Raw genomic sequence first — 16,476 nt, 5'->3', positions numbered from 1 at the left:
TATCAGAAGGAGTGGCGATCAATGAATTTACGTATAGGTGTTATCGGAACCGGTGCTATCGGAAAAGAGCACATCAACCGCATCACAAATAAGCTGTCCGGAGCGGAAATTACCGCTGTCACAGATGTGAATCAGGAGGCCGCGCAGCAGACCGTTCAGGATTTCAATTTGAACGCCTCCGTTTACCCTGATGACGACAGCCTCCTCGCTGCTGAAAATGTGGATGCCGTCTTAGTGACAAGCTGGGGCCCGGCTCATGAGTCCAGCGTTTTGAAAGCGATTCAGCGCGGCAAGCACGTGTTTTGTGAAAAGCCGCTTGCGACAACGGCAGAAGGCTGTATGCGCATTGTCGAGGAAGAAATGAAGACGGGAAAACGATTGGTGCAGGTAGGTTTCATGCGCAGATATGACAGCGGTTACGTTCAGCTGAAAGAAGCGATTGACAACCGCGTGGTCGGCGAGCCGCTGATGATTCACTGTGCGCACCGCAACCCGACAGTCGCATCGAATTATTCAACAGACATGGCCGTCGTCGATACGCTCGTTCATGAAATTGATGTCCTCCACTGGCTCGTGAATGACGACTATGAATCCGTACAGGTGATCTATCCGAAGAAATCAAAAAATGCGCTGCCGCATCTGAAAGATCCGCAGATGGTCATCATCGAAACAAAAGGCGGCATCGTCATCAATGCCGAAATCTACGTGAACTGTAAATACGGCTACGACATTCAATGTGAGATCGTCGGGGAAGACGGCGTTATCAAGCTTCCGGAACCGTCAAGCATCAGCTTGAGAAAAGAAGGGACATTCAGCACCGATATCCTGATGGACTGGCAGCGCCGATTTGTGGCTGCGTATGATGTGGAAATTCAAGACTTCATTGATTCGATCCGGAATAAAGGCGAAGTCAGCGGCCCGACGGCATGGGACGGTTATATTGCCGCGGTGACAACTGACGCGTGCGTAAAAGCTCAGGAATCCGGGCAGAAAGAGCCTGTGGCGCTGCAAGAGAAACCGGCATTCTACCAATCATTTACGACTGTGAACAAATAATAGATCGGGAGTGAAAGAAATGAAACTGGCCTTAGATCCATCCATGTACCGCGATGATTTAACGTTAGAAGAAATGGTCTATAAAACGGCGGAACTCGGATACGAATATATCGAACTGTCTCCGCGCGAGGATTTTTGTCCTTTCTATAAATATCCGAAAGTCGATTCAGCAAAAATCAAACAATTGAAGCGCCTTTTAAAGGATACAGGTGTGAAGCTGTCCTCTCTTCTTCCGCTTTACCACTGGGCGGGTCCTGATGAAGACCGCCGACAGGCCGCCGTGCGCAACTGGAAACGGGCGATCGAAATTGCGGTTGAACTTGAAGTGGATTTGATGAACAGTGAATTCAGCGGTTCAAAATATGATCCGTTGACAAGTGAAGAAAAATTTATCAAATCCATGGATGAACTGCTGCCCGTTTTTGAAAAAGAAGGCGTTAAACTCAATCTGCAGGCTCATCCATACGATTTTATCGAAACGCACAAAGGCGCGATGGATATGATCCGCGCGCTTGACAAGGATTGGATCAATCTTGTCTACTCGACTGCGCATACGTTCTTCTATGATGACGGCAAAGGCGATATTGCGACCATGTTTGATGAAGCCGGCGACCGCCTCACACATGTTTTATTTGCAGATACTTTTAATCATAAAGCGGCGCACGGTCTGCGCTACATCGTCAACCCGCCTGACGCGAAAGTAACGGTTCACCAGCATTTGGACATCGGGCAAGGCGAGGTCGATTTTGAGACGATTTTCAGAAAGATGAGAGAGATGAAATTCGACGGAATTGCGACGAACGCCGTTTTTGCTTGGGTCGGCGAAAGAGCGGATGAATCAAGCCGGACCACGCTTAAGAAATTAAAGGAAGAACTGGGTATGGCATAAGCTGAGTATGGAGTTCGGCGGAACGGGGCAAACAAGCCCTCCAGCCGGACTCCCTTCATATCGAAAACGCGGATGGGAGAGGCTGACATGAAACTTTGCTTTAATGAAGCGACTACGCTGGAGAATTCAAACCTGAAACAGGATTTAGAGCTGTGCGAAAAGCATGGCTATGATTATATTGAAATCCGCACAATGGATAAGCTGCCGGAATACTTAAAAGACCATTCACTGGCCGATCTGGCGGAATATTTTCAAACACACCACATTAAACCGCTTGCCCTGAACGCACTGGTTTTCTTCAACAACCGTGATGAGAAGGGCTATAGGGAGATCATTTCGGAATTCAAAAGCATGATGGAAACCTGCAGGACGCTCGGCGTGAAATATGTGGTGGCCGTGCCGCTAGTGACAGAGCGGAAAATCTTGAAAGAAGAGATCAAAAAGAGCAGTGCAGAGGTGCTGACTGAGCTTTCGGACATCGCGGAGCCGTACGGCGTAAACATTGCCCTTGAATTTGTCGGCCACCCGCAATGTACGGTCAATACATTTGAACAGGCGTATGACATCGTGAACGCTGTCGGCCGCGATAATGTCGGACTGGTGTTTGACAGCTTCCATTTCCACGCGATGGGCTCCAATATTGAGAGCTTGAAGCAGGCGGACGGAAAGAAAATTTTCATCTATCATATCGACGATACAGAAGACTTCCCGATCGGCTTTTTAACGGATGAAGACCGCGTCTGGCCTGGACAGGGTGCGATTGACTTAGACGCCCATCTGTCAGCGTTAAAAGAAATCGGATTCAATGATGTTGTCTCCGTAGAGCTGTTCAGACCTGAATATTATAAGCTGACTGCGGAGGAAACGATCAAAACGGCAAAGGAAACAACGGAAGCCGTCGTATCAAAATACTTCATGAAGGAGGCGTGAACATGGCTTTTGTCACCATGAAACATCTTCTTGCAGAAGCGAAACGGGAGCATTATGCAGTCGGCCAGTTTAATATCAACGGCCTCCAATGGACGAAGGCGATTCTGCAGGCGGCGCAAAAGGAGCAATCGCCGGTCATCGCCGCGGCTTCCGATCGTCTGGTCGACTATTTAGGCGGATTTAAAACGATTTCCGCCATGGTCGGCACGTTAATGGAAGAAATGACGATTACCGTTCCCGTCGTGCTCCATCTTGATCACGGAAGCAGTGCGGAACGCTGCAGACAGGCCATTGACGCGGGATTCAGCTCAGTGATGATTGATGGCTCCCATCATCCGATTGATGAGAACATCGCGATGACAAAAGAAGTTACCGATTATGCGGCTAAGCACGGCGTCTCAGTAGAAGCAGAAGTCGGCACGGTCGGCGGCATGGAAGACGGGCTGGTCGGCGGTGTCCGCTATGCCGATGTCGCCGAATGTGAGCGGATCGTCAAAGAAACCAATATCGACGCGCTGGCCGCCGCCCTCGGCTCCGTCCACGGCAAATATCAAGGTGAACCGAATCTCGGATTTAAAGAAATGGAGGCTATCTCCCGCATGACTGATATTCCTCTCGTTCTTCACGGAGCATCCGGGATTCCTCGGGATCAGATCAAAAAAGCCATCACGCTCGGCCACGCGAAGATCAATATCAATACGGAATGTATGGTAGCCTGGACAGACGAAACACGCCGCATGTTTCAGGAAAACGGCGATCTGTACGAACCGCGCGGCTACATGACACCCGGTATTGAAGCCGTGGAAGAGACGGTGCGAAGCAAAATGAGAGAGTTCGGATCAGCCGGAAAAGCCGTAAAGGAGCAGGTCGGCTGATGAAAAGCACTCACAACATCGTGAGTGCTTTCGTCTTTCCGTTTATTTCCTTCTCGCGTTTCACCAAAGTATCACAATCAAATCAACCTGTTGCTGACTGAGAGCGGATTTGTAAAGATAGATGGTGTCAAAGTCATTGATAAACACATGGTTATGTTCGACAGCGGCAAGATTTTTTCTAAATGGGGGATTGCTCTGGCTTGTTTTGTTTCAGTCTTTCAAATTGTAGTCTGCGGACATGGAGATAAAGGGTATAGCAAGTGTTATTGAAATAAAATAAAGTCAGAAGCCTCAAGTTTTTCCAGTTGGCTCATTGAGGAAAAAGGGCTTTTCCAGCGTAGCTTTCTGTCTATCCCCTACTTGTTTTATCCATAAGTCATAATAATATCCCTTTTTCTCTAATAACTCTTGATGTTTTCCTTTTTCGACTATTTTTCCTTGATCTAATACCACTATTAAATCAGAGTCTTGGCTGCTTAAAAGACGATGAGTTATTACAATACGGGTAATATTTGATTTTGCAAAGTATTCGTCAATTTTATGCTCTGTTAATGTATCCAAGTTACTTGTTATTTCATCTAAAATGACTACAGAAGGGTTATCGACGATAGCTCTTGCTATTGCTATGCGCTGACGCTGCCCTCCTGATAACATACTGCCATTTTCCCCGATAATTGTGTTATATCCCATTGGCATTCTTATTATATCTTCATGTAACTGCACTCTCTTTGCTGCTTGTTCAATTTTATCTTGAGATAAGCTTTTAAATCCAGCTATATTGTTTGCAATAGTATCATTGAAAAGAAAGCTTTCTTGTAATACGACACCCATTTGTTTTCGGAGTTCGTAAAGGTTTAAATTCTTCAAGTCCTGTTCACCATAAAATACTTTTCCCTTAGTGGGTTTGTATAACCCCAGTATAATTCTTGATAAAGTTGTCTTTCCACTACCTGTACGGCCTACGAGAGCTAATTTAGTACCTGACTTAATGTTTAATGAAACTTCTTCAAGAATATGTAAGCTATGATGTGTAAATGTGACATTTTCAAGTTTTATATCTTGTTTTGATAGTTCAGTTTCAATTATAGAAGTTTGGTTGATTTGTTCGGGCTCAGTTTCCATAACATCTTGCATTCGTTCAAAAGTGTCACCGACCAATTGAAATTGTTGCATGCTTGTTATTAAAGAAGCAATCGGCAACAAGAAAGATGTTCCTAAGCTGCTAAACCCTAATAAGCCTCCGAGTGTTAAATTTCCGGTGATAACTTCTTTTGATCCAAACCATAATAAGAGAAGGGGTGCACAATATCGGATGCTTACACTTATGCTATCCATTATAGCGTCTAAGTGATATCGTTGTGAAAACGCTTCGATTTGTTTATCATAGTAATTTGACCACTTTGTTAGGATAGAATGATCTAAACCATTTGATTTAATAAAAGTGATAGCTCTTAGAGCTTCCACCAAAAAACTTTGTGTAGTTGTTTGAATTGATAAGTCATTATGGATTAAATTTTTTATTCTTGGAATCAAAATCATCATTAGTAAGAATTGAATAATTGCCAATCCAATAGCAAAAAATGCAAGTTTAAATGATTGAGTTAACATAGCAATAAAAAATGAAATCAAAGTAATAATATCTAGTACTATTGTTGCTCCATTCTTAGCTATAATCTCCCTTATCATGGAAATGTTACTTACTCTCATTGCAATATCACCGGTTGTTCGATTTTCATAAAAATTGAGAGGTAATTTTAATAAATGTTCCACAAAATCGTTTGAGATGCTTTTACTTATAATAGCTTGAAGTTTAATTGTGAAATAATTGCGGATAAACATAACAAGTCCCAATATAAAAACTGCTATGATGACTACAATTCCTAAAAATAGAAAAGAATTTGTTGATTTTCTTATTAAAGAATGATCCACTAAATATTTAATTAAAAAAGGAACGGCTAAGAAGACTACTTGTGTGATCAGTGAAAAGAGAATGATAAGTGAAACAATAGTACGGCTTTTAACTATATAACGTAAATAATACTTTGCTGCGGGTGATGGCATCATCTCTTTAAATTTATCTGACTTCGTAAAAGTCAAGATTACCTTGCTGTAATGTCTTTTAAATTCTTTTTCGGATAATCTCAACTTCCCTCTGTTGGGGTCAATTATATGAAAAAGACCTTTTTTAATCTGTTCTAAAACCACAAAGTGCCGTTCATCCCAAAATATGATGCAGGGAAGATATGAATGGATATATTTTTTCAAATCTTTAAATGAAACTTGGTATACTTTGCAGTTAAGCCCATAGTATTCTGATACTGATTTTAAAATGGATACAGATACGCCATTTCTTTGGGCATCACATTGTTCACTTATTTTATTTAGAGATATAGTACTCCCATAGTAACTTAAAATCATGGTGAGGCAGGCGGGCCCGCACTCATATTGTCCCATTTGCCTTACTAGAGGAACTCTTCTTCTCATTGGATCACTCCTAAGAAATAGAGCCTTAACAAAGTAAGGCTCATTTTAATTTTACAATTTTAGTTCTAAAGGTGATTGGAGTCTCAAAACTGATGGCACTTCAGTCGGTGCAAAAATCTTAAGCAATCCAAGTCCTATACCTGCATATCCCATCATTAAGGATGGGGATTCGTTATTTTTTTCAAATCCAGTTAACCATCCTCTGAGCTTTATATCATTTAAAATTTTATGGCTTAGTTCTGTTACATTTACGCTTAACTTTTTATTAAAGTTTTCCGCTGCGTACATAAGGATGTCCAGATTACCTAAATCACCATGGCATAAAGAATGATCATGTTCAAAACCATATTTTAGGGTTGTATTAATGGCGACATGTGCTTCATCCTTTATCAATTCATTTTGATTGTGTGGCAGGATCAATATCCTGCTTAATCCTATGCCTGCTGCGCCATTACACCAAGCAACAAAATTATCATTTCGAAACTGTCCGTTTTCAAGTTTAATATCTGCCCAATTGTTTTTTTCCGGAATAAACAAAGTTCTTTCAAATTCTAATGCTTTTTCAGCTACCTCTTTAAATACAGTTTGCTCAGTAATTGCGTAAATCTCATACAGAGCCCATATAATTCCTGAGGCACCATGAGCAAACCCGGAGGCTGGCGTTGGGTTTGCCGGGACTTTCCATCCAACTCCCTGTTCCATAACGTTAATATTTTGAATAAGACGATTTCCGCACTTTGTAATTAAGTCTAAGATTTGTTCTTCTTTATACCGTTTAAACAAATTTATTAAAATAACTGCTGTTCCAGCCACCCCTGTTAAAATATCGTTGTTTTCATCCCTTTCGATCAAAGAATCTAATTTGTTGAGGGCAGAATGAAGTTCGTTTTTCAATAGTTGTTCATCATTCCATAATTTTGATAGATGATCCAACAAATAAAGGTAAGAAGCAATCCCCCCAAATGCACCTAAATCACTAGATGCAGACATATTTTTGTGTACTGCCACTAAAGCTTTTTTAGATAGTTTGGTGTATTTTTCATCGTTAGAGAGGCGACCTAAATAAGCAAGGAAGAGAGAAATACCTCCTACACCCTCGTATAATGAACTATTTGCTGCTGAAATCTTGAATTGATCCTCTCGTTGATTGTCAACAAACGATCCAATCCAAGATACATCCTCTTGTCCATCTAACTGTTCACCTTCAATCGCCCTACTAGCAAGAAAGTCTCCAATTTTAATAGCTTCTTGAAAAAAATCTTTTGGGTTAAAAACGTGTAGTCGAGGATTTATATCAAATACTTTATGTTTACGATAAGAATCCTTAATTACTAAAATAGCTGTTTTTATAAAGCTTACTTGTTCATGACAGTCACTTTCATTCATTTCATTTATTTTTTCCTTTGTCTCATTTAAGGCACTTGTTTTAAAAAAATTGTTGATTTTTCGACCGTTGGAATCCCACATATTTGTAGATTCAGGCTTGCTTGTGAAGTATGGGATATCCCCAAGGAATAAGCCTTCCTTTTCACTATTTACAACTTGGTTCAATCGTGGATTCAATTTTGTATCTAACCACAATTTATCTAAAATCATTTCACGATCTAAGCCGTCTCTCATGAAATCTGGATGTAAACTTATTTTCAGAAGGTTTGCATAGCGAGATGTACCACGCAATATTTGTCTTACAGTAACCCCTTTAAAAGAATCTATTTGTTCGAGCATGTCTTGTTTATATTTCATGAAAAGGAAGTAGGTTTCTTCAAATCCTTTTATAATGTCTCCTTCGTAAGCAACACTATTAATGATTTGTCCATGCAGCATAGGTCTATGCTGACTAACTGGAATTGGAAAGTTTTTTTCTTCTATCCTGACTGTATCTTTATCTCGATCAACTATTGTACTGGTTTTATGCGGAGATACTTGTCCTTCTTGTGCACCTAATGCACTAAGGTCAATTCCTTCAAATCCAGCTTTACTATTTATTTTTCTCGGTAATAACCCAATCCGCAAAACTGAACGTTCAATATGTTCTTGTGCGCGACTAAAAGCACTGGTATCTGTATACGTAGAATTATTATGAAATAAAGATTCTAAATCAACTAAAATAGGATATTCTCCCTCAGCAATTAAATTTTGCATATGAAAATCTACCGCATTCATTGCATATAAGATAGCCAAATAACTTCCAATACGCCAATAAAACTTTTCAATATGCAGCTCTTCCTGACATTCTTTATAAGAGATAAATTGCGTCCATCCATAAGATTTTTTGTTAAGTGTGTGTACAGTTTTTAAGTCGAAACTTAAATTTTTACCATTTAGATAATTTACAAACTTATTGAATTTTACGTCTATTTCTAATGAACGAGGCTTATACACAATTTTAATTCCAGTTTCAAAGTTTAAAATGGCGACTGTTTTTCCTTTATTATGAGTATCTGAGACGCTACTTCCTGTATCGATGGAAATAATTTTCCCTAATTTTTGACCATTACTAAACTCATATTCTAATATCCCTTTATCTTGATGAAATCTTACAAGGAGATCAGAAGTATTTTGAATCCAATACATTGTTTTTGTTGCTAACAGTCTTGTTAAAACTATGTATTCTTCTCGAATTGATCGAACATATGCCGGGTCATTTAAAAGGACTTGATTGAAATAAGAGGCTCGTTCTTCAGAAGTTTCACCCCGCAGCTTTCCTGATACCCTTGCTACATTTAACTCCAATATTAATATCCGACTACTTATAGCTGATAAAGTTTCACCAAGATTATTAAGTAAATCATCAATTACCGACGGACTAAGTTCTTCCTTTATCAGAGATTTATTAGAGTAAGAATATAATACCTCCTCCAATTTGCCTCTTGCTATTTTCAAAAATGGTTTTATAAAACTAGAAAAGAGAATATCTTTTCTAACTTCTATATTTACATCTTTATAGGATTGTTCATCAACTAGTTGAATAATTTCAAGCCATCCTTGATGATCACCTTCATTAATAAATTCCACTTCTTTTGCATTGATAGTATGCTTTAGGGTTTCTTCGTCAATATTTTGGGTGGCTAATACATCCTCAATTTGAATCCCCTCATCACTTTCAACAAGGCTTTTCCATCTTTCGAAGCGTCTGTTTGTTAGTTCATCCCAATTAGTATTAAGTGAACGCCTTACTTTTCTTTCACTTATCGAAGAAGATTTATTCCATACCGAATTCCGTTTGAATTTTGTATGCATATTGAACACCTCATTTTTAATAAATTTGAACAATTAAAATTCCTTAATTATCCATAAATATAACAGGGCCATTTAAAAGTTAAAAGAATTTCAAAAGAAGTTTAGGTTTATTTTAAATGTGTTTATTAAGAATATTTAATATTTGGAATAAACACCACAAAAAGAATAATTGTGTAGTATGATTGTTTAAAATTTACAGGAGGGGTAAAATGAGTATTTCAATATTAAAAGATAAAAAACTATTGATCGGGATTTGCGGATCAATCTCATCTGTCGGCATCTCCTCGTATCTCTTATATTTTAAAAGTTTCTTTAAGGAAATAAGGGTTGTTATGACAAAAACAGCGGAAGACCTTATTCCAGCTCATACTGTTTCTTATTTTTGTGACCATGTATACTCAGAACATGGGGAAAACGGAAAAAGACATAGCCACGTAGAAATTGGCCGCTGGGCGGACATATATTGCATTATTCCAGCTACAGCGAACATCTTAGGACAAACTGCTAATGGTGTAGCAATGAATTTAGTTGCAACTACTGTATTAGCTCATCCACATAACACTATTTTCTTTCCTAATATGAACGATTTAATGTGGAATAAAACAGTTGTTTCCAGGAATATTGAACAATTAAGAAAAGATGGGCATATTGTTATTGACCCAGTTGAAATTATGGCGTTTGAGATTGCGACGGGTACAAGAAAACCTAATCGTGGTCTAATTACACCCGACAAAGCTTTATTAGCAATAGAAAAAGGGTTTAAAGAAAGAACAAAACACCCCTCACTAACATAAATGGGATGACTCAAAAGTCATTTTAAAATGATTTTTGGGTCATCCTTTTTACACAACATTTTTTGAGTCTGCTTTTTTTTCAAGACAAATATATGTACTGTCAGATAAGAGGTACCCTTTTCCAAACTTTGTTTGAAGAATCTTTGGATCTCCAGGGTTATCCTCTACTTTTTCTCTAAGAGAACTAATGTGTACATAAAGACTTGACCTACCAGTAAGGTCAGCATATTCAATAAGTTCTTCAGAACAGACTATTTTATTTGAATTTAAATAAAGCAAATATAAAATTTTAAATTCTTGTATTGCTAGAGGGATATATTCATTCTTTTTCCAAATGCAATGCTTTCCAACGTCGAAAAAAGTTGTGAAAGACAATTGAAAAACATTATGTTTTAGGGTTGAAACATTATTTATTTGATTTAATATTGGACCAGGGTTATAATCTGAAACGTTAGTTTCTAAGGAGTTAAGTATTATGACTGGGCAAGATATCGATTTTATCAGTTGCAACACTAAGTCATTAGGGTGGCAAGTATCGATGATTACAGAGGAAAAATTTTCTTTGGATATTATTTGTTTTAATTCATCCAATGTGTTAACATTTATTATTTCATTACTGTCTGGCGTTAATAAATGATTCATATATGCTTGGAAATAGCTATTTTCTGAACAAACGAGAGTTTTCCCCAATGATTTACCCTCCTGTTTTTTGAGAATTTTCTAATAGTTTATATAATAAAATATAGGCTGTTCCTTCTGAAGGGAAACAGCCTATATAAATCAAATTAGCAAATACATTCAGAAGTTAGAGTACAAACACCGCCGCCACCAGGCAATGTAAAAGTACATGCTGCTTCCATGTCTCCCGCACCTACTAACTTATCCATTTGTGCTTCTTTCAGCTCACTGAATGGGTTACCAGCTGGATTTTGTGTAGAATTTTCACGGGAAAAAGGATCTTTCCATGAACGAATGATAGCTTCTTGACTCATTGTATTCACCCCCTTATTAAGTATAGTATTATATTAACTCATAATCAAAAAAATGGAAGTGATATTATTAAATGTAAAAAATGTTTAAATAAAGAGTCTTAAGATATCTTTATATTTCTTATGTCTTATGCTTTGAAACATCACCTTTTCCATTAGTCGTTTAGTTTCAAAGAATACAACCAAAAAGATTTAGTCTTACCTTCATATAGATTTCTGTTTTACATAGCGCTAGTCAAATTAGTTTACCTTGTCTCGAATTCTCATAAGTTTATACCGCATATACCCTACGTAAGGTCTCGTTTAGTAAAAGTTCTTATTCCGTAAACCAGGAGACCGAGACATGTTATTACCATAATTGAGTAAAATAGGAAGTTTGATTGAATCGGTGATTCATCTTCGGGTGACATTGCTAACATAGGCTGTGTCCATGGATATACTTGACCTAATGGTGTACTGGCAATAATAATGGCCGGTAATGTAAAAACAATGCTAACAGCGAGTGGTATGCCAAATGTTTTAGACCTGATTGAAACAATAAGCTGCAATAAAATTAATGGTAAACAAGCTAAGATCCCTCTAATTCCATAACCTAGAATTGTAAGTAAAGGAAGAGTCCCGCTTATGCCTAACATATAACCGAATCCAATAAATAAGAGGATTAAAATGAACATACTAATGAATATCATGCGGACCACTGTTAGAAACTTTCCCAGAAAGATATCTGAGTGTTTGACTGGTAAGGCTAGAAGCTGTTTCCAACCGCCTCCTACATGTTCCCCCCTGCAAACAAGGGCGGCGAAAATTCCCACTACGATAGGCAATACAAAAGGGCCCATAAATAAGGCAACTTGTGTCCAAGCCTCTACCCAGGGATTGTCTCCAGGATTCATAAAAAGGTTATAGTTTTTAATAAAGTTAGTGTATGCCAGGGATACACCTAACAAAGGCCCTAATAAATAGATGATCCATAACTTTGATCGCTTAAGCTTTAAACGTTCTACAAATAAAATGTTTTTCAAGTATTTCGCCTCCTTTTTACAAAGCATCCCGTTTAGCAAAATGAATAGAGCCTAGAAATAATATAATTATCCCTAAGAAAAGGCTAATGCAAAGGTAGGATGAAAGATCTGGGTTATATCCTATCCCTTCATACTGCAGAATGACTGTCGAAGATTGACTAGGATAAGCCAGTGGAAACCATCTCGTTGATTGAGCAGCTGCCAAAAACAAACCCATTATAGATGATACTGATCCTACAAGAATTGAGAATGCCTGGTTGCTAAACACCATAGATAACCATATCTGGAATGCCATTATAGGCAGTACTGTAACTAACATGCTGTAACTATCTCCAAACAAAAGTCCCCAAGGTACACTACCTTCGAATCCTACCAGTTTGCCCAGCAGTACCATGCCGAGCAAGAAGATTGTTGACGAAATAAATAAACTGACTACTAAGCAAATAAATTTACTTACATAAATTCGCATTCTAGATACGGGAAAAGAAAGGGTTTGCTTCCATCCGTTTGCTTGATGTTCTATATTTGCTATTATTGACGCAGAAAGTGTGGCGGCTAATGGAAAACCCAGACCAAATAACAAACTGTTATCATACAGTAAATACATCCACATTGATCCAGCATGGAACATTTCAGCTTGTTTTTCCACGTATTCAGATCGATAAGTAAGATTTACCAACTCATATGCTATAATGAGTAAGGGAACCAATAAGACTACAATCAATAACGACGAGCGTTTCAGTTTTAATTGATCTGCCCATAATAACTTTTTCATAGACTGCCCTCTGTACCAGTTAATTCTAAAAAAATATCCTCAAGCGATCGTGTCTTTTCTTCAAGTCGAAATACAGACAGCCCTGAATGAAGAAGTATGGAATTGATTTCTGAAACAAATTCCGGTTCTGTTTGAGACAGCCACAAATAATTTTTTTGTAAATCAACCTTTAATCCTTTCCTGTTTAGTATTGTTTTTGCTTCGATTACGTCACTAACACCGACTTTTAATAGTGGTTTTCGTTTTTGATGTAAACTTGCAATCGAGTCCTGGAAAATCATCCTTCCATTGTTGATAATTCCCACCTGAGTAGCCATTTGATCTATTTCACTCAATAAGTGGCTGGATACAATAACACTCATTCCCGATTTAGGCAATTCTTTAATAAGCTCTCTTATTTCTTGGATACCGGATGGATCTAAACCGTTTGTCGGTTCATCCAGAATTAATAAATCAGGACTGCTTAACAGAGCAACTGCAATTCCCAAACGTTGTTTCATTCCAAGGGAATACTCCTTAGTCAGTCGATTTGCTACTTTAGATAACCTTACAGTTTCCAATACTTCATTGACCCGTTGTTCCGGAAGTCCTCGTAACCTCCTAACAGCTTCTAAGTTTTCGTAACCTGTTAAATTACCATAATAAGTTGGAGATTCTACCAGTGACCCGATTCTTTGCAATATCTGCAAACGATTCTTGTTTAGGTTTTGGCCAAAGATTTCAATGTTTCCTTTTGTTGGTTTAATTAAACCTAATAACATTCGGATGGTTGTTGTTTTACCAGCACCATTCGGTCCAAGAAAACCATAAATTTCGCCGCGCCTCATCCTTAAGTTTAATCCATCAACTGAAGTATGCTTTTTATACTTTTTAGTTAGATCGTGTGTTACCACTATTTGATCATTCATTTGTCTCTCACCTCACTTTTATCATAAGCGATGTTCTTTAAACACAAACGAAACTCTTCCTAAACATTCACTTAACGACATCCCTTGTTTATTTTCTGTATGTAGTTATATTGATCCCTGAATATCAAGGTTAAAACATTAAAAGAATATTCTGAACCCTTAACGAAAGTTAAATTCTTTCCTTTTCCGACCTTTATGTCATTGATCTCATATAAAATAAGAAATAAAAAGGAGGATAACTTATGACGTTAGAAGAGAACAAAATCCTCATGGTGGATGATGACGAACATATCTTAAACTTATTAATAACTTGCTTTGAAAAGGAAGGTTTCAGCAATATTTCCACAGCTATGACAGGGAGTGAAACCCTTCTGAAAATCGATCAGGAACTTCCAAATATTATTTTGTTAGATGTCATGCTTCCGGACACTGATGGCTTCACCTTATGCAGCAAAATACGCTCCCATACAAATGTGCCGATACTCTTCTTAACAGCAAAAACAACAGATTTAGATAAATTGCAAGGGTTTAGTTTTGGGGGAGATGACTATATTACTAAACCATTTAATCCACTGGAAATTGTAGCTCGTGTAAAAGCCCAATTAAAGAGAACGACTCAGATCTCTTCTTCTTACCATCTAAAACAGGTATACGATTATGAACATTTTAAAATAGATCCCAATACCGGAAGACTTGTTGTTAACGGGACAAGAATCGATTGCCCTGCTCAGGAAATGAAACTTCTGATTTATTTCTGTGAACATCCCAATCAAATTTTAAGTAAACACCAAATTTATAAAGATGTATGGGGGGAGTTTTATGGCGGAGATAGTACTGTAATGGTACATGTAAGACGATTACGTGAAAAATTAGAAGAAGACCCGAGCAGACCAAGATGGATTAAAACGGTTCGAGGACAGGGCTATATATTTGAAGCAGAGCCTATAGATGAGGATTTATTTTGAAGCTGAGAAATAGGATAGCATTTTACTTCGTATCCAGACTTTTTTTACTCATGTTTATTTGGGGGCTGCTCATTGTGGGCAGTATCATATTTTTCAGCCTCGTCTTGGGTCAGAATAAAATGGAAACGCCGCACTTATCCTTAAAAAAAATTGTTGACCAAACAGTTGTTGCAGATAAACAATTTTCAATAAATACGAAAGCAAAAGAAGATTTATTAGAGAACCGAATGTGGATTCAAATTTTAGATGAACAAGGAGATGAGGTTTTTTCTTTTAATAAACCTAAAAATATACCTAAGCATTATATTCTTGGAGAGTTAATATCAGATTACATGTATCCTGCCAAAAAAGGTTATCAATTATCTACGTGGTATGAAACGAAAAACAATCAGGATTTAACATGGGTATTGGGAAAACCGATGGAAAAAAATAACCCTTTTTTCTATTGGGTGAATAACTTGTGGATAGTTTCTATTATTATGGCAGGGATTGTAATTGCAATATTTTACGGAAAAAAACTAGGGGCTCCCCTGCTGTTTATTGTATCTTGGATTGAGAATTTGTCTAAAGAAAAATATGAAGAACCTTATGATTGGAAGTTTCATTCAAGCAAATATAGACATAATAAATCTGGATATAAGACCTATCAAGAATTAATGCAGGCTCTGTCTGAACTTACCTCAACGCTTCAAAGGAATAAGGCTGAGCGAGAATTATTGGAAAAGACACGAGAAGAGTGGATGGCCGGTGTCTCACATGATTTGAAAACCCCTCTTTCGGTTATTAAGGGATATACGGTTCTTTTATCTTCAAATGAATATGAGTGGGAAAATCAGCAAGTGCGTGATTTTTCCTTAATAATGGAAGAACGTGTCGAATATATGGAAAAGCTGATTGAAGATTTCAACTTAACTTTTCAATTGAAAAATGAGTCGCTTCCAATCGATCTTGAAGAAAAAAACGTAGTGAAAGTAATTCATGACACTTTAGAAAAAATGAAGTTGCTACCGGAGTCAGAAAATAAGAGATTCGCTATAGAATCCAGTCACAATAAGATACTTTTTAATATGGATGAAAGGTACCTAAAGCGCGCAGTTGAAAACTTGATTGCTAATTGTATTAAACATAATCCTCCGGGCACTAAAATAAAGGTCATATTATATCAGGACGTGTTACATGACAATGAAATACAAATTATAATAAAAGACGATGGGATAGGAATGGACGAAGAGACGGTTGAATGTTTATTTGATCGGTATTTCAGAGGGACAAGCGCTTCGTCAAATAACTCAGGGACTGGATTAGGAATGGCTATTGCTCAACAAATTATCAAGGCACATGGGGGAAATATTGATATATATAGTCAGCCGGGAATTGGCACAAGATTTAAAATTACCTTTCCGAGTCCGCCATCTAAGTATAACAATGTCAATTAGAAATAATCGATCTTACATTGAGAAAGGGAGAAGCGGGTCTTTTATAAAGGCCCGCTTTCTCATGTTGCAGAGAACCGATGAAAGCATTATGATGGGGGCATCAAATAATGAGG

General features: G+C 37.9%; 14 protein-coding genes. 7 read left to right on the top strand and 7 right to left on the bottom strand.

The window, feature by feature from the left end; genetic code table 11:
- The first annotated feature begins 21 nt into the window (after positions 1–21).
- The 4 genes from MY7_RS17240 to fba all read left to right on the top strand — a co-directional run bounded on the left by MY7_RS17240 (position 22) and on the right by fba (position 3,750).
- On the top strand, positions 22–1,056 hold the full coding sequence (locus MY7_RS17240; RefSeq protein ID WP_007614868.1) for a Gfo/Idh/MocA family protein: 1,035 nt from the start codon (positions 22–24) through the stop codon (positions 1,054–1,056).
- A gap of 19 nt (positions 1,057–1,075) precedes the next feature.
- Entirely contained in the window at positions 1,076–1,945 is an 870-nt protein-coding gene (locus MY7_RS17235; protein WP_007407833.1) for a sugar phosphate isomerase/epimerase family protein, read from the top strand.
- A gap of 87 nt (positions 1,946–2,032) precedes the next feature.
- Positions 2,033–2,875, top strand: a complete 843-nt coding sequence (iolI, locus tag MY7_RS17230; protein ID WP_007614866.1) for a 2-keto-myo-inositol isomerase — start codon at positions 2,033–2,035, stop codon at positions 2,873–2,875.
- Between the two features lie 2 nt (positions 2,876–2,877).
- Entirely contained in the window at positions 2,878–3,750 is an 873-nt protein-coding gene (gene fba, locus MY7_RS17225) for a class II fructose-1,6-bisphosphate aldolase (RefSeq protein ID WP_007614864.1), read from the top strand.
- Between the two features lie 291 nt (positions 3,751–4,041).
- On the opposite strand, the gene MY7_RS17220 is transcribed toward fba, so the two are convergent.
- Complete coding sequence (locus MY7_RS17220) at positions 4,042–6,234, bottom strand: peptidase domain-containing ABC transporter (RefSeq protein WP_007614860.1); 2,193 nt, start codon at positions 6,232–6,234, stop codon at positions 4,042–4,044.
- 51 nt (positions 6,235–6,285) lie between these two features.
- Positions 6,286–9,474, bottom strand: coding sequence for a type 2 lanthipeptide synthetase LanM family protein (locus MY7_RS17215; protein WP_029325770.1), 3,189 nt, complete (start codon positions 9,472–9,474; stop codon positions 6,286–6,288).
- A gap of 209 nt (positions 9,475–9,683) precedes the next feature.
- Here MY7_RS17215 and MY7_RS17210 point away from each other — a divergent pair, with 209 nt between their 5' ends.
- Positions 9,684–10,268, top strand: a complete 585-nt coding sequence (locus MY7_RS17210; RefSeq protein ID WP_007614850.1) for a flavoprotein — start codon at positions 9,684–9,686, stop codon at positions 10,266–10,268.
- 48 nt (positions 10,269–10,316) lie between these two features.
- On the opposite strand, the gene MY7_RS17205 is transcribed toward MY7_RS17210, so the two are convergent.
- From MY7_RS17205 to MY7_RS17185, 5 genes are all read right to left on the bottom strand, one after another.
- Positions 10,317–10,958, bottom strand: a complete 642-nt coding sequence (locus MY7_RS17205; RefSeq protein ID WP_007614849.1) for a response regulator transcription factor — start codon at positions 10,956–10,958, stop codon at positions 10,317–10,319.
- Between the two features lie 95 nt (positions 10,959–11,053).
- Complete coding sequence (locus MY7_RS17200) at positions 11,054–11,260, bottom strand: plantaricin C family lantibiotic (protein WP_029325769.1); 207 nt, start codon at positions 11,258–11,260, stop codon at positions 11,054–11,056.
- A gap of 284 nt (positions 11,261–11,544) precedes the next feature.
- The gene (locus MY7_RS17195; protein WP_029325768.1) at positions 11,545–12,279 is read right to left on the bottom strand and encodes an ABC transporter permease; all 735 of its coding nucleotides are present in this window, start codon (positions 12,277–12,279) and stop codon (positions 11,545–11,547) included.
- A gap of 16 nt (positions 12,280–12,295) precedes the next feature.
- Positions 12,296–13,054, bottom strand: coding sequence for an ABC transporter permease (locus MY7_RS17190; protein ID WP_007614844.1), 759 nt, complete (start codon positions 13,052–13,054; stop codon positions 12,296–12,298).
- A complete protein-coding gene (locus MY7_RS17185; RefSeq protein WP_007614842.1) occupies positions 13,051–13,962 on the bottom strand; it encodes an ABC transporter ATP-binding protein in 912 nt (303 codons plus the stop codon). Before MY7_RS17185 ends, MY7_RS17190 begins: the two co-directional genes overlap by 4 nt.
- Before the next feature lie 242 nt (positions 13,963–14,204).
- Here MY7_RS17185 and MY7_RS17180 point away from each other — a divergent pair, with 242 nt between their 5' ends.
- Positions 14,205–14,927 carry a response regulator transcription factor gene (locus tag MY7_RS17180; protein WP_007614840.1) on the top strand — a complete coding sequence of 241 codons (723 nt, stop codon included), beginning with the start codon at positions 14,205–14,207 and terminating at the stop codon, positions 14,925–14,927.
- Positions 14,924–16,363 (top strand): sensor histidine kinase, encoded by a 1,440-nt coding sequence (locus MY7_RS17175; protein WP_029325767.1) that lies wholly within the window; start codon positions 14,924–14,926, stop codon positions 16,361–16,363. Before MY7_RS17180 ends, MY7_RS17175 begins: the two co-directional genes overlap by 4 nt.
- The last annotated feature ends 113 nt before the right edge of the window (positions 16,364–16,476 follow it).

It is taken from the genome of Bacillus sp. 5B6, assembly GCF_000259405.1.
Taxonomy (GTDB): Bacteria; Bacillota; Bacilli; order Bacillales; family Bacillaceae; genus Bacillus; species Bacillus velezensis.
Note: the sequence above shows the minus strand (reverse complement) of the source record. Positions and strands in the feature narration are given on the sequence as shown.

Bases quoted from the DNA above. Each gene is read 5' to 3' on its own strand.
- MY7_RS17240 (WP_007614868.1), top strand. From the start codon at position 22: ATGAATTTACGTATAGGTGTTATCGGAACCGGTGCTATCGGAAAAGAG.
- MY7_RS17235 (WP_007407833.1), top strand. From the start codon at position 1,076: ATGAAACTGGCCTTAGATCCATCCATGTACCGCGATGATTTAACGTTA.
- iolI (WP_007614866.1), top strand. From the start codon at position 2,033: ATGAAACTTTGCTTTAATGAAGCGACTACGCTGGAGAATTCAAACCTG.
- fba (WP_007614864.1), top strand. From the start codon at position 2,878: ATGGCTTTTGTCACCATGAAACATCTTCTTGCAGAAGCGAAACGGGAG.
- MY7_RS17220 (WP_007614860.1), bottom strand. From the start codon at position 6,234: ATGAGAAGAAGAGTTCCTCTAGTAAGGCAAATGGGACAATATGAGTGC.
- MY7_RS17215 (WP_029325770.1), bottom strand. From the start codon at position 9,474: ATGCATACAAAATTCAAACGGAATTCGGTATGGAATAAATCTTCTTCG.
- MY7_RS17210 (WP_007614850.1), top strand. From the start codon at position 9,684: ATGAGTATTTCAATATTAAAAGATAAAAAACTATTGATCGGGATTTGC.
- MY7_RS17200 (WP_029325769.1), bottom strand. From the start codon at position 11,260: ATGAGTCAAGAAGCTATCATTCGTTCATGGAAAGATCCTTTTTCCCGT.
- MY7_RS17190 (WP_007614844.1), bottom strand. From the start codon at position 13,054: ATGAAAAAGTTATTATGGGCAGATCAATTAAAACTGAAACGCTCGTCG.
- MY7_RS17185 (WP_007614842.1), bottom strand. From the start codon at position 13,962: ATGAATGATCAAATAGTGGTAACACACGATCTAACTAAAAAGTATAAA.
- MY7_RS17180 (WP_007614840.1), top strand. From the start codon at position 14,205: ATGACGTTAGAAGAGAACAAAATCCTCATGGTGGATGATGACGAACAT.